We start from the raw sequence: 12,695 nt of genomic DNA, 5'->3' as shown, positions 1-12,695 counted from the left end.
CTGGTGAGCGGTGGTTCAGCGGTGGCTGAACCACGTCATGGAGGACAGCGCCCGGTCGTCGTAGCCGAACAGGGCCTGGTTCTCCCAGCCGTTGCCGGAGGCGGCGTCCGCCGGGTCCCAGCCGTTGCCGGCGACGGCGGTCCAGGTGGCCTCCCAGGAGAAGACGCCGAGACCGCGGCCGTTCGGGACGGCTTCCACGATGCTCGCCACGTCGTTCATCCACTTGGTCTGGCCGGCCACGGTGGCCGGGTAACCGGGGACGAGTTCGCCGGTGGTGTCGATCTGGTTGGTGAGCGCGTCGTCGCTGTCGAGACGGAAGGGGTAGGCCGTCTCGGCGACGAAGACCGGCTTGCCGTAGCGGGAGGCCGCGTCGTCCAGCGTGGTCTGGAAGTCGGCGAGCGGGCCGTGCCAGTAGCCGTAGTAGGACAGACCGATGGCGTCGAACTTCACGCCGTTCGCCACCGCGTTGTCGAACCACCACTCGGTGCCGGCCTTGTCGCCGCCCTTGGCCAGGTGCAGCGCGACGACGGTTGCGGAGTTGACGGCCTTGACGGCGTCATAGCCCGAGTTGATCAACCCGGCGAGCTGGCTCCAGTGGTCTGTCGACCCCTCGGACCACAGCATGCCGCCGTTGATCTCATTGCCCACCTGGACCATGTCGGCGGTGGTGCCTTGAGCCTTCAAGGCGTTCAAGACGTCGTACGTGTGGTTGTACACGTCCGTCTTGAGTTGACTGTATGTATGGGCCGTCCATGCGGCCGGCTTCTGCTGCGCGCCCGGGTCGGCCCAGGTGTCCGAGTAGTGGAAGTCGACCAGCAGCTTCATACCCTGCGCCTTGACGCGCTTGGCCGTCGCCAGCACGTGCGCCTTGTCGTTGAAGCCGTCGGCCGGGTTCACCCAGACCTTCAGACGCGCGTAGTTCATGCCGTACGACTTGAGAATGGACAGCGCGTCGCCCGTGCCGCCCGAACTCGTCCGGTAGACACCGCCCTTGGCCTCGCTCTTGGCGAGGGAGGAGATGTCGGCACCATGGATGGATGTACCAGTGGTGCCGGACGTGAAGGTCAGATCGTCCACATTGATCCAGTTACCGGCATTCGCGTCACTGTTGATGCTGATGGTGCACTGGTTGTTGGTCACCTTGACCGGCGTGACGATCCTGATCCATCCACTGGACGAGATCGGCAGATCGGTGCGCTGTTCGGCACCGCCGCAGTTCTTGAGCGCTATGTACGCGGCATTCTGTCCCCCGCTGGACCGCACCCACGCGGTCAGCGTGTAGTTCCCGTTGGCCAGCCCGGACAGGTACTGGTACGTCTCCACCTTGTACGCGGACGCCGCGTAGTGGCTGAGGCGGTAGCTCCCGCCGTGGCCGCCGGCCTCCGTGTACGAGGCGCCGGTGTCGCCGTACTCCGACCAGCCGGCGGGCGTGGCCGCGCCCGCGCCGTCGGACTCGAAGCCGGCGTTGGCGAGGGTGCTCGCGGCCTGGGCGGGCTGGGCGGGCAGGGCGGTGAGGGCGAGCCCGGCCGCGAGCGCCGGCAGCAGGGCCCTGGTGGTGCGTCTGGGATGGAACTTCATCGTCCGTCGTCCCTTCGACGTAACTGGGGAAAAGGGTCCTCCGGTGGTGCCGGAGGAGAGCCCCTCCGCCCGCGGCTCCACGGCTCGCGCGGACGGAGGGGAGCCGGTTCAGCCGTCGAGCCGTACGACCCGGACGGCCCCCGCGGGGACCGCGAGGCGGCCCGCGGCGCGTTCGCCCGTCAGCAGCTCGGTGCCGGGCGTGTCCAGCGGCACCTTGGTGTCGCCGGCGGTGTGGTTGACGACGAAGAGGTACGTGCCCGTCTCACCGCTGCGGCGCACGACCTCGACGTCACGGGGCAGGTCGGTGCGCGGAGCGAGCCCGGCGTCGCCGGCCGCGCGGCCGATCACCGCGTCCAGGCCCTGGGTGTCGAGGCGGGTGGAGACGTACCAGGCGGTGCCGCGGCCGAGCCGGTGCCGGGTGACGGCCGGGCGGCCCGCGGTGAGCCCGTCGGCGTACGTCCAGACGGTCTCGGCGCCGCGCGGGACGACGAACTCCGTCCACACGTCACCGGTCGGCCCGGTGCCGTCCGGGCCGGTCAGCCGCACCCGCTCGTCCTTCAGCAGCGGCGAGAACTCCTCCACGGTCAGTCCGAGGACGTCGCGCAGCACGCCCGGGTAGGCACCCTCGTGGACGGCGTCGTGCTCGTCCACGATCCCGGAGAAGTACGACACCACGAGCGTGCCGCCGTTCTTGACGTACTCCCGGACGTTGCGTCCGGCGGCCTCGGTCATCAGGTAGAGGGCCGGTACGACGACAAGGGGATAGGCCGACAAGTCGGCTTCGGGGTGGGCGAAGTCGACCGTGAGGTGGCGGTCGTAGAGGGTCTCGTAGAAGGAGTCGGCGCGTTCGCGCGGGTCGTGGTCCTCGCTGGGGCGCCACGCGAGGTTCTGCGCCCACCAGGACTGCCAGTCCCACAGCAGGGCCGCGTCGGCCTCGGTGCGGGTGCCCCGGATCTCGCTCAACGCGCCGACGGAAGCGCCCAGTTCGGCCACCTCGCGCCAGACGCGGGTCTCGGTGCCGCCGTGCGGGAGCATCGCCGAGTGGAACTTCTCGGCGCCGCGCCGGGACTGGCGCCACTGGAAGAACATCGCGCCCTCGGAGCCGCGCGCCACGTGGGCGAGGGAGTTGCGGGCCATCTGGCCGGGGGCCTTGGCGGGGTTGCGGGGCTGCCAGTTGACGCCCGAGGTGGAGTGCTCCAGCAGCAGCCAGGGCGCGCCGCCGGCGACCGAGCGGGTGAGGTCGGCGGCCATGGCGAGGTTGACGTGGGTGCGTCGGCCGTCGGTGATCAGGTAGTGGTCGTTGGTGACCAGGTCGACCTCGCGGCCCCAGGCCCAGTAGTCCATGGAGTCGCACTGGCTGAGGGCGGTCATGAAGTTGGTGGTGACCGGGACGCCGGGTGACAGGCGGTGCAGGATGTCGCGTTCGGCGCGGAAGTTCTCCCGGATGGTGGCGTCGGCGAACCGCTTGTAGTCCAGGGCCTGGCCCGGGTTGCCGACGGTCGGGGTGGCCCGGGGCGGGTTGATCTCGGCGAGGTCGGCGTAGCGCTGGCCCCAGAAGGCGGTGCCCCAGGCTTCGTTGACCGCTTCCACGCTGCCGTAGGTGTCCGCGAGCCAGCGGCGGAAGTGGGCCGCGCAGGAGTCGCAGTAGCAGGCCGAGACGGGGACGCCGTACTCGTTGTGGACGTGCCACAGGGCGAGCGCGGGGTGGTCGCCGTAGCGCTCGGCGAGGCGGGTGGTGATGTTCGCGGCGGCGGCGCGGTAGTCGGCGTTGCTGTGGCAGATCGCGCCGCGCGAGCCGAACTCGTAGCGCACGCCCTCGGCGGTGACCGGCAGTGCCTCGGGGTGGGCCCGGTAGAACCAGACGGGCGGCACCACGGTGGGCGTACCGAGGTCGACGCGGATGCCGCTCTCGTGCAGCAGGTCCAGCACCCGGTCGAGCCAGCCGAAGTCGTACCGGCCCGGCGCCGGTTCCAGCAGGGCCCAGGAGAAGATGCCCACGCTCACCATCGTGACGCCGGCCTCGCGCATCAGCCGGACGTCCTCGCGCCAGACGGATTCCGGCCACTGCTCGGGGTTGTAGTCCCCGCCGAAGGCGAGCCTCGTGAGGCCCCTGGGGCTGGTGTCCGGCATGGATCCCTCCCGGGAAATCGATCAGATGGGAACGTGCACAGACAACGGCAGCCGTGCGAGCCCAACATAACCGCACAGCAACAACCATTGACAAGTGTCCGGGATGTTTCTCTACTGTGAACGCTCACAGAAGCATGGCAGGGGCTCGCGGCAGCGAGCAGCCGGGTCATGTGAGCGTGCACATCTGCATGGCAGGTCCCCGCAGCGGGCGGGGGCCCAGGTCAGGGGAGAAACCATGCCGCACACGAAGCGCCGCCGCCTCGTGACAACCGCCGTCGCCGTGTCCCTCGGCGCCACCGCCCTCGCCGCCTGCGGCTCCGGGGACGGGGACGAGGCCGGATCGGGTCCCGTCTCGCTGACGTACTGGACCTGGACACCCGGCATGGACAAGGTCGTGGACCTGTGGAACAAGGGGCCGGGGAAGAAGCAGCGGATCACCGTCACGGTGAAGAAGCAGGCGTCCGGCGACACGCTGGTCACCAAGATCCTCACCGCGCACAAGGCGAAGAAGGCCCCGGATCTGGTGCAGGCCGAGTACCAGGCGCTGCCGACGCTGGTCAGCAACGACGCGCTGGCCGACATCTCGGGGAAGGTCGGCGACGTCAAGGGCAAGTTCGCCGAGGGCGTCTGGCAGCAGACCACGCTGGGCACGGACGCGGTCTACGCGGTGCCGCAGGACATCGGCCCGATGATGTTCTACTACCGCGAGGACCTGTTCAAGCAGTACGGCCTGAAGGTCCCCACCACCTGGGAGCAGTTCGCCCAGACCGCCCGCCGGCTGAAGGAGAAGGCGCCGGACAAGAGCCTGACCACCTTCTCCGCCAACGACTCCGGCCTCTTCGCGGGGCTCGCCCAGCAGGCGGGCGCCAAGTGGTGGACCACCTCCGGTGACAAGTGGAAGGTCGGCATCGACGACGCGGCCACCCGGAAGGTCGCGACGTTCTGGGGCGGTCTGGTCAAGGACGGCGTCATCGACAACCAGCCGATGTACACGCCGTCCTGGAACAAGGCGCTGGACACCGGCAAGCAGATCGCCTGGGTGAGCGCCGTGTGGGCGCCGGGCACGCTGACCACGGCGGCGCCGGACACCAAGGGCAAGTGGGCGATGGCCCCGCTCCCCCAGTGGTCGCTCGACCAGGACGTCACCGGCAGCTGGGGCGGCTCCTCCACGGCGGTCACCACCGACTCCGCGCACCCGGAGGCCGCCGCCGCGTTCGCGACCTGGCTGAACACCGACCACGACGCGCTGAACGCGCTGGCGAAGGAGGGCGGCATCTATCCGGCGTCCACCTCCGCCCAGCTCAGCGGCGCGTTCTCCAACCCGCCGGCGTACTTCGCCAACCAGCCGGACTTCTACACCAAGGCCGCCGACATCGCGAAGACCACCGCGCCGTCCGCCTGGGGCCCGAACGTGAACGTCGCCTACACCTCCTTCAAGGACGCTTTCGGCGCCGCCGCCAAGAACCGGTCGGACTTCGCCGGCGCCCTGCGCACGATGCAGGACGCCACGGTCGCCGACCTGGAGAAGCAGGGCTTCGAGGTCTCCCGGTGAGCAGTTCCGCCGGCCGTCGGCCGTACGGGGTCAAGGGGGCCCCGTACGGCTTCCTCCTGCCCGCCACGCTCCTGTTCGCCCTCTTCTTCGCGCTGCCCATCGGCTACGCGGTCTGGCTCAGCTTCCGCAAGGTGCGCGTCTTCGGGCTCGGCCTGGGCTCGGGCGCCCGCAAGGAGGTCTGGGCCGGATTCGAGAACTACACCGGCGCCTTCCAGGACAGCGAACTGCTGCACGGCGCGCTGCGCGTGCTCGGCTACGGCTGCGTCGTCGTCCCGGTGATGCTGGGCCTGGCGCTGCTGTTCGCGCTGATGCTGGACTCGGACAAGGTACGGCTCGCCCCCTTCACCCGGCTCGCGATCTTCCTGCCGTACGCCATTCCCGGTGTGGTGGCCGCACTGCTGTGGGGGTTCCTGTACCTGCCGGACGTCAGCCCGTTCTACTTCGTGCTCGACCGGCTGGGCCTGCCGCAGCCGGACCTGCTGGACGGAGGTCCGCTCTACCTCGCGCTGTCGAACATCGCGGTCTGGGGCGGCACCGGCTTCAACATGATCGTCATCTACACCTCGCTGCGGTCGATCCCGGCCGAGGTGTACGAGGCGGCGAAGCTGGACGGCGCCACCCCGTTGCAGGTCGCCCTGCGGATCAAGATCCCGATGGTGGCGCCCTCGCTGGTGCTGACCTTCTTCTTCTCGATCATCGCGACGCTCCAGGTGTTCAACGAGCCGACCACCCTGAAGCCGCTCACCAACTCGGTCAACACGACCTGGAGTCCGCTGATGAAGGTGTACCAGGACGCCTTCGGCCGTAACGACATGTACGCGGCTGCCGCCGAGGCGACGCTGATCGCCGTGGTCACGCTGGCGCTGTCGTTCGGTTTCCTGCGGGCCGCGAACCGCCGCAACAAGCAGGAGGCGACGCGTTGAGTACTCTTGCCGTCCGCAAGGCCGCCCCGGCCGCCGGCACCACTCCGGGTACGGCACAGGGGCCTCCGCTGCGCCGCCGGATCGCGCTGGTCCCGACGCTCACCCTGCTGCTGGGCGCGGTGTACACCCTGCTCCCGGTCGCCTGGGTGGTGATCGCGTCGACCAAGTCCGGGCACGAGCTGTTCTCCACGTTCACCTTCCTGCCCGGCACCGGCTTCCTCGACAACGTCAAGGACCTCAACGCCTACCGGGACGGCGTCTACTGGACGTGGATGGGCAACTCCGCCCTGTACGCCGGCCTCGGGGCCCTGCTGTCCACCGCCGTGTCGGCGTTCAGCGGCTACGCGCTCGCGATCTACCGCTTCCGGGGCCGCGAGACGATGTTCAACGTCCTGCTCGCGGGCGTCCTGATGCCCCCGGTGATCCTCGCGATCCCGCAGTACCTGCTGCTGGCGAAGGCCGACCTCACGGACTCCTACCTGTCCGTGCTGCTGCCGCAGATCCTCTCGCCGTACGGCGTCTACCTCGCCCGGATCTACGCGTCGGCCGCCGTGCCGGCCGACGTGGTCGAGGCCGGGCGGATGGACGGGGCGAGCGAGTGGCGGATCTTCACCCGGATCGCGCTGCCGATGATGATCCCCGGCATGGTCACGGTCTTCCTGTTCCAGTTCGTCGCGGTCTGGAACAACTTCCTGCTGCCGTACATCATGCTCAGCGACGACGAGAAGTTCCCGCTCACGCTGGGTCTTTACACCCTGCTGGAGCAGGGTTCGAACACGCCGGCCCTGTACACCCTGGTGATCACCGGCGCGTTCCTCGCGGTGCTGCCGCTGATCGCCCTCTTCCTGGTCATCCAGCGGTTCTGGAGCCTGGACCTGCTGTCCGGGGCCGTAAAGTCATGACCATGAGCAATCCGGGGGGACGGCGCAGACCGCCGACGATCCACGACGTGGCGCGCGAGGCGGGTGTCTCGCGCGGCACCGTCTCACGCGTGCTCAACGGCGGGCACTACGTCAGTCCCGCCGCGCAGGAGGCGGTCAACGCCGCGATCCGCAAGACGGGTTACGTCGTGAACCGGCACGCCCGCTCGCTGATCACCGGGCGTTCGGACTCGGTCGGTTTCCTGCTGACCGAGCCCCAGGAGCGGTTCTTCGAGGACCCCAACTTCAATGTCCTGCTGCGTGGTTGCACCCAGGCGCTGGCCGCGCACGACGTGCCGCTGCTGCTGATGCTGGCGGGCACGCCGGACGAACGGCGGCGGATCACGCGGTACATCACCGCCGGGCACGTCGACGGGGTGCTGCTGGTCTCCAGCCACTCCGGTGATCCGGTCGCCGAGGAGCTGCGCGAGGCGGGGGTGCCGCTGGTCGCCTGCGGCAAGCCGATCGGCCTGGGCTCGAAGGTGAGCTACGTGGCCGCCGACGACCGGGACGGCGCGCGGGACATGGTCCGGCACCTGCTGTCGCTGGACCGGCGCCGGATCGGCGTGGTGACCGGCCCGCTCGACACCCCGGGCGGTGTGGAGCGGCTCGCCGGCTACCGGGAGGTGCTCGCGGAGGCGGGTGTCGCGGCCGACGACCGGCTCGTCGTCTCCGGTGACTACAGCCGGGCCAGCGGCGAGGCGGCCGCGGAGCGGCTGCTGGCCCGGGCACCGGACGTGGACGCGGTGTTCGTCGCCTCCGACCTGATGGCCCTCGGTGTGCTGACGGCCCTGCACCGGGCCGGCCGGCGGGTGCCGGAGGACATCGCCGTGGGCGGGTTCGACGACTCGCCGGCGGCGACCGCCGCCACCCCGGCGCTCACCACCATCCGGCAGCCGTGGGACCGGATCAGCACCGAGATGGTGCGGGTGCTGCTGGCCCAGATGGGCGGGGAGGACCCGGCGGCGGTGATCCTGCCGACGGAACTGGTCCGACGCGACTCGACGTGACGCCGGGTGCGGCCGGGCGGCCCGGGTGTCCGGGGTGCCGCTGCACGTCGTACCGGAGCCGCTGCGGGTGCCCTGGTTCCCGGGCGCCGGGGGCGACCGGTCAGGATCGGAGAAGCCGTCGCGGGCCCCGCGCCTCTAGCGTGGGAACACCGGCGGGGAGCCCGCCGGCCGCACCGTGAAGGAGTGAGTTCCCATGACCGCCGGTCTGCAGACGATCATCTATCCCGTGAAGGACCCGGAGCGGGCCAAGGCCGTCTTCACCGCCCTGCTGGGCGTGGAGCCGTACGTCGACGAGCCGTACTACATCGGCTTCAAGGCCGCCGGGCAGGATGTCGGCCTGGACCCGAACGGGCACGCGCAGGGTCTGACCGGTCCGGTGCCGTACTGGCACGTGACCGATCTGCGCGAGCGGCTCGCGGCCCTGCTCGCGGCCGGCGCGGAGCTGCTCCAGGACGCCCGGGACGTCGGCAACGGCCGGCTGATCGCCTCCGTGAAGGACGCCGACGGCAATCTGGTGGGGCTGCTCCAGGACCCGGCCGCCTGAGGTCCCGGGACCGCCCGTACGGGCACTAGTTGCACACTCAACGAAGAGCCCGTTCGGTGCTACCGTGCCGTTATGGCAGTCAAGACGGTCGAGACCCGGCTCGAGGAACGCTGGCGGGACATCCTCGCCGTGCACGCGCGCACGATGTGCGAGATCGACCGCGCTCTGCATCCGCACGGGCTGGGCGCGAGCGACTTCGAGGTGCTGGACCTGCTGGCCGCGGAGTGGCCGGAGCGGGGCGAGCAGTGCCGGGTGCAGAACCTGGTCGGCCGGGTCCACCTCAGCCAGAGCGCGTTGTCCCGGCTGATCGGCCGGCTGGAGAAGGACGGTCTGGTCGAGCGCTCGGTGTGCGTGGAGGACCGGCGCGGTGTGTGGGTCGAACTCACGCCCAAGGGGCGCGCGCTGCACGCCGAGGTGCTGCCGCTCCAGCGAGCGGTGCTCCGGCGCATGCTGGCCGGGCAGGAGCCCTGATCCGGGGCGACAGGCCCCGAAGCACCGGTCCGTCCGGCGGCGCCCCGGCGCACTGTCCGCTCCCGCGCGTGTGCCGGCCGGTTCAGCGGGCCAGCAGCGTGCGGACTCCCTGCGAGGTCAGCGTCAGCGAGTGGTCGGAGCTGCCGTCTATGGCGAGGGAGAGGTTCTCCTCGGGCCACTGCGCGGCGAGCGCGCCGAGCGGGATCAGACGGTAGCGCGAGACGAAGGGCAGCAGCTCGGCCATCTCGCCCTCCGTGGTGAACACCGGGACGACCGGATCACCGCCGGGCTGTTCCAGGACGGGCAGGGCCACCGTCGTGGCGTCGGCGCCCTCTCCGTCCACCGTGTCGTCCGGCACCGGGACGAGTACGTCACTGTGGGCGAGGGTGTCCAGCGCGGCCTGGTCCTCGGCGTTCGCGGCCAGCGCGTCCAGTGCCTGCTGGGCCGGCGTCGGAAGGTCGGCGTGTGCGGGTGTCTCCATGGCTGATCCCCAGGTAGCGGACGGTCGTACGGGCTGCCCGGACGGTCCTGCCCGGGCGTGCTCCCGCCTCGCGTACCCGGTGGGGTGCGGGGCATGCGCACGGATCGACGGGAGGTCGGGCGCCGGCCCGGCCATGCCGTGCGCGCTGGCCGCCGGCCCGGCAAGAGCGTACGGGGAGAGTCCGCACCGAGCCGGGCCGCGCCGGCCGTCGTAGGCAGGCGGTCGGCGCACAAGTCGCGGGGGCGTCGGCCGGTGCGGGGCGCGGTCAGGTGCCGGGGGCCGGGAGCGGCAGGCCGGCGAGGGTGGTGACGCGGATCAGCGGCTCGTACAGCCGCATGATCTCCAGCGCCCTGTGGTGGGAGTCGTCGTCCGCGCCGGCGCAGGCGTCCGCCACGACCAGCACCTCCGCGCCAGCGTCCGCGGCGGCCAGGGCCGTGGACAGCACACAGCAGTCGGTGCTGACGCCGGCCAGCACCAGACGGCCGTCCGGGCCGACACGGTCGGCGAGTTCGGGTGTCCACTTGCCGAACGTGCCGGCGTCCACGACATGCTCCGCGAGGTCCGCGAAACCGTCCGTCAGCTCCCACAGGCCGGCCTGCGGCGGCAGGCGGGCGAAGGGCCACCGGTCGTAGTAGGCACGCCAGGCGCCGGCCGGGCGTTCCGGGGCCAGGAAGCGGGTGAAGGTGACGCGGCCGGCGAAGGCGGGCAGCAGGCGGCGCACTCCCGCCGCCGCGTCGGCGTACCGGGGCGCGGCCCAGGGGCTCGCCGGGTCGGCGAAGACGCGCTGCATGTCGATGACGGCGAGGTGGCCGCCGATCACGGGGCCGGCGCCTTCGCCCCGGGCGCCGGACTCGGCGCCTGGGCCTCCTGGCGGCGCACCCGGCCCGGACCGGGCAGCAGCGTGCCGAGGAAGGCGAGCGCCAGGGCGGCCAGGACGCCCAGGTTGGCGTAGGCCCAGGAGCCGTCGCGGCCGCCGAGGCCGAGCGGTCCGAGCAGATAGCCCTGCCAGGTCAGCCAGTGCGCGGCGGTGTTGGTGACCAGGCCCCAGCCGACGGCCGTGGCGGCGAGGGTGAGCAGCAGCGGCAGGAGCGGGACGTCGCCGTAGCGGCCGTGCGGGCGGTACAGGTCGCCGTCGTCGTAGTCGCGGCGGCGCAGGGCCAGGTCGGCGAGCATGACACCGGCCCAGGCGGCGATGGGCACGCCGAGGGTGGTGAGGAAGCCCGTGAACTGGCCGAGGAAGTCGTCGGCGAAGAACACGATGTAGACGGCGCCGGCGATCATCAGGACGCCGTCGAGCAGCGCGGCCAGCGGGCGGGGCACGCGCAGGCCGGCCGAGAGCAGGGCCAGGCCGGAGGAGTAGATGTCGAGGACGGCGCCGCCGACCAGGCCGAGGACGGCGACCACCGCGAAAGGCACGAGGAACCAGGTCGGCAGGAGAGTGGAGAGCGCGCCGATCGGGTCGGCGCCGATCGCCTGGCTCAGCGGGGCGGAGGACCCGGCCAGCAGCAGGCCGAAGACCAGCAGCACCAGCGGGGCGAGGGAGCCGCCGAACGTGGTCCAGCCGATCACGCCGCGGCTGGAGGCGGCGCGCGGCAGGTAGCGGGAGTAGTCGGCGGCGGCGTTGACCCAGCCGAGGCCGAAGCCGGTCATCATGAACACCAGCGCGCCGATGAACTGCTGTGCCGAACCGGACGGGAGGGCGGCGACCGTGCTCCAGTGGATGCGGTCGGCGACGAGCACGACGTAGACGACGGTGAGGACGCCGGTGATCAGGGTGATCCAGGTCTGCAGCCGCATGATCAGGCCGAAGCCCATCACCCCGCCGACGACGGTCAGCGCGGCCACCACCAGCAGGGCGACCGCCTTGGTCTCGGTGCCGCCGCCCCAGCCGAGGCGGCTGAAGACGGTCGCGGTGGCCATCGTGGCGAGTGCGGTGAGGACGGTCTCCCAGCCGACGGTGAGCATCCAGGAGACGACGGACGGCAGCCGGTTGCCGCGCACTCCGTAGGCGGCGCGGCTGAGCACCATGGTCGGTGCCGAGCCGCGCTTGCCGGCGACCGCGACGAAGCCGCACAGCAGGAAGGAGACGACGATGCCGAGCACACCGGCGGCGAGGGCCTGCCCGAAGGAGATGCCGAAGCCGAACGCGAAGGCGCCGTAGCCGAGTCCGAGGACGGAGACGTTCGCCCCGAACCAGGGCCAGAACAGGGTACGCGGGGTGCCGTGGCGTTCCGCGTCCTCGATGACGTCCAGGCCGTGGGTCTCCACCCGCAGGGCGCGGTTCGCGGACGCGCCGTCGAGAGGATCCTGCGGTAATGCCGTCACCGAGCCACCTGCCCCCACCGCGGCGCCCCGGCCGCCGTACCTGTCCGAACGTGTCGGGTCACGCTAGGTCGGCGTCCGGAGGGCGTCAAGGCGGCTCCGGTCACCTGCCTACGTGGTGCCCTCGTCCTCGTCCGCGGCGGGGTCGTCCCCTTCGGCCTGGGACGGGGTGGTGCGGGGCGGCTGCTCCGCGTCGGGCGTGTCCGGCTCCCGTTCGCCCTCGGCCTGGGACGGGGTGCCGGCGACCGGGTCGGACGGGGTGCCGGACGGGGTGCCGGACGGGGTGTTCTCGCTCATCTGGTTCCTCTCGGACGCGGTTCGCGGTTGTTCCGGCGGGCCGGGTACCCGCGCGCGGCCGGGTCCATCGCCCGCCGGTCGAGGTGAATCCGCCGCCGGACGAGGGGTACCCAGGCAGTCTCGGCGCAGCATGCGGCGCCGGGCCGTTTGATCCTGCACCAACTCACCGCCTGGAGGAACCATGGCGGGTATCACCCCACCTGATCTGCAGAAAGCCCTCTCCGGCGCGGATTACCCGGCCAGTTCCGATCAGCTTCGGGAGGTCGCCGAGAAGAATCACGCGCCCAAGGAGGTCACGGAGCGGATCTCCCACCTCGGAAAGAAGGAGTTCCAGAATCCCGCCGAGGTCAGCAAGGCCGTCTTCCAGAACGAGTGACGGCGACCGGACACGGGTGTGCGGCGGCCGGATGCCTCGGCTCCGGCCGCCGCTTGATGCGCGCACGCGGTGGGGAGGCGGTGGCGGGAAG

13 protein-coding genes are annotated in these 12,695 nt (G+C 71.3%); 7 read left to right on the top strand and 6 right to left on the bottom strand.

What is annotated here, in order from left to right; all coding sequences use genetic code 11:
• Positions 1–15 precede the first annotated feature (15 nt).
• Both ACZ4SV_RS10175 and ACZ4SV_RS10170 read right to left on the bottom strand, forming a co-directional pair.
• Positions 16–1,578 (bottom strand): glycoside hydrolase family 53 protein, encoded by a 1,563-nt coding sequence (locus ACZ4SV_RS10175; protein WP_468003062.1) that lies wholly within the window; start codon positions 1,576–1,578, stop codon positions 16–18.
• 108 nt (positions 1,579–1,686) lie between these two features.
• On the bottom strand, positions 1,687–3,708 hold the full coding sequence (locus ACZ4SV_RS10170) for a beta-galactosidase (protein ID WP_468003060.1): 2,022 nt from the start codon (positions 3,706–3,708) through the stop codon (positions 1,687–1,689).
• A gap of 235 nt (positions 3,709–3,943) precedes the next feature.
• Here ACZ4SV_RS10170 and ACZ4SV_RS10165 point away from each other — a divergent pair, with 235 nt between their 5' ends.
• The 6 genes from ACZ4SV_RS10165 to ACZ4SV_RS10140 all read left to right on the top strand — a co-directional run bounded on the left by ACZ4SV_RS10165 (position 3,944) and on the right by ACZ4SV_RS10140 (position 9,128).
• On the top strand, positions 3,944–5,260 hold the full coding sequence (locus ACZ4SV_RS10165; RefSeq protein ID WP_397970769.1) for an ABC transporter substrate-binding protein: 1,317 nt from the start codon (positions 3,944–3,946) through the stop codon (positions 5,258–5,260).
• Positions 5,257–6,183: a carbohydrate ABC transporter permease gene (locus ACZ4SV_RS10160; RefSeq protein ID WP_397947525.1), complete on the top strand. Its 927-nt coding sequence runs from the start codon at positions 5,257–5,259 to the stop codon at positions 6,181–6,183. Before ACZ4SV_RS10165 ends, ACZ4SV_RS10160 begins: the two co-directional genes overlap by 4 nt.
• Positions 6,180–7,085: a carbohydrate ABC transporter permease gene (locus ACZ4SV_RS10155; protein WP_365876776.1), complete on the top strand. Its 906-nt coding sequence runs from the start codon at positions 6,180–6,182 to the stop codon at positions 7,083–7,085. The genes ACZ4SV_RS10160 and ACZ4SV_RS10155 overlap by 4 nt, the downstream gene beginning before the upstream one ends.
• On the top strand, positions 7,082–8,113 hold the full coding sequence (locus ACZ4SV_RS10150) for a LacI family DNA-binding transcriptional regulator (RefSeq protein ID WP_468003057.1): 1,032 nt from the start codon (positions 7,082–7,084) through the stop codon (positions 8,111–8,113). The genes ACZ4SV_RS10155 and ACZ4SV_RS10150 overlap by 4 nt, the downstream gene beginning before the upstream one ends.
• Before the next feature lie 193 nt (positions 8,114–8,306).
• Positions 8,307–8,657 carry a VOC family protein gene (locus ACZ4SV_RS10145; protein WP_397947528.1) on the top strand — a complete coding sequence of 117 codons (351 nt, stop codon included), beginning with the start codon at positions 8,307–8,309 and terminating at the stop codon, positions 8,655–8,657.
• Positions 8,658–8,729: 72 nt separating this feature from the next.
• Entirely contained in the window at positions 8,730–9,128 is a 399-nt protein-coding gene (locus tag ACZ4SV_RS10140; RefSeq protein WP_468003054.1) for a MarR family winged helix-turn-helix transcriptional regulator, read from the top strand.
• Positions 9,129–9,210: 82 nt separating this feature from the next.
• Here ACZ4SV_RS10140 and ACZ4SV_RS10135 read toward each other — a convergent pair whose 3' ends face one another.
• The 4 genes from ACZ4SV_RS10135 to ACZ4SV_RS10120 all read right to left on the bottom strand — a co-directional run bounded on the left by ACZ4SV_RS10135 (position 9,211) and on the right by ACZ4SV_RS10120 (position 12,228).
• Positions 9,211–9,609, bottom strand: a complete 399-nt coding sequence (locus tag ACZ4SV_RS10135; protein WP_365876784.1) for an SseB family protein — start codon at positions 9,607–9,609, stop codon at positions 9,211–9,213.
• A 265-nt stretch (positions 9,610–9,874) separates the two neighbouring features.
• Positions 9,875–10,399 (bottom strand): isochorismatase family protein, encoded by a 525-nt coding sequence (locus tag ACZ4SV_RS10130; protein ID WP_468003394.1) that lies wholly within the window; start codon positions 10,397–10,399, stop codon positions 9,875–9,877.
• A 26-nt stretch (positions 10,400–10,425) separates the two neighbouring features.
• A complete protein-coding gene (locus ACZ4SV_RS10125) occupies positions 10,426–11,934 on the bottom strand; it encodes a purine-cytosine permease family protein (protein WP_365876786.1) in 1,509 nt (502 codons plus the stop codon).
• A gap of 108 nt (positions 11,935–12,042) precedes the next feature.
• Complete coding sequence (locus tag ACZ4SV_RS10120; RefSeq protein WP_468003052.1) at positions 12,043–12,228, bottom strand: hypothetical protein; 186 nt, start codon at positions 12,226–12,228, stop codon at positions 12,043–12,045.
• Positions 12,229–12,409: 181 nt separating this feature from the next.
• Here ACZ4SV_RS10120 and ACZ4SV_RS10115 point away from each other — a divergent pair, with 181 nt between their 5' ends.
• A complete protein-coding gene (locus tag ACZ4SV_RS10115; protein ID WP_365876790.1) occupies positions 12,410–12,604 on the top strand; it encodes a DUF2795 domain-containing protein in 195 nt (64 codons plus the stop codon).
• Positions 12,605–12,695 lie beyond the last annotated feature (91 nt).

This window comes from Streptomyces sp. NPDC027672 (genome assembly GCF_055566335.1).
Note: the sequence above shows the minus strand (reverse complement) of the source record. Positions and strands in the feature narration are given on the sequence as shown.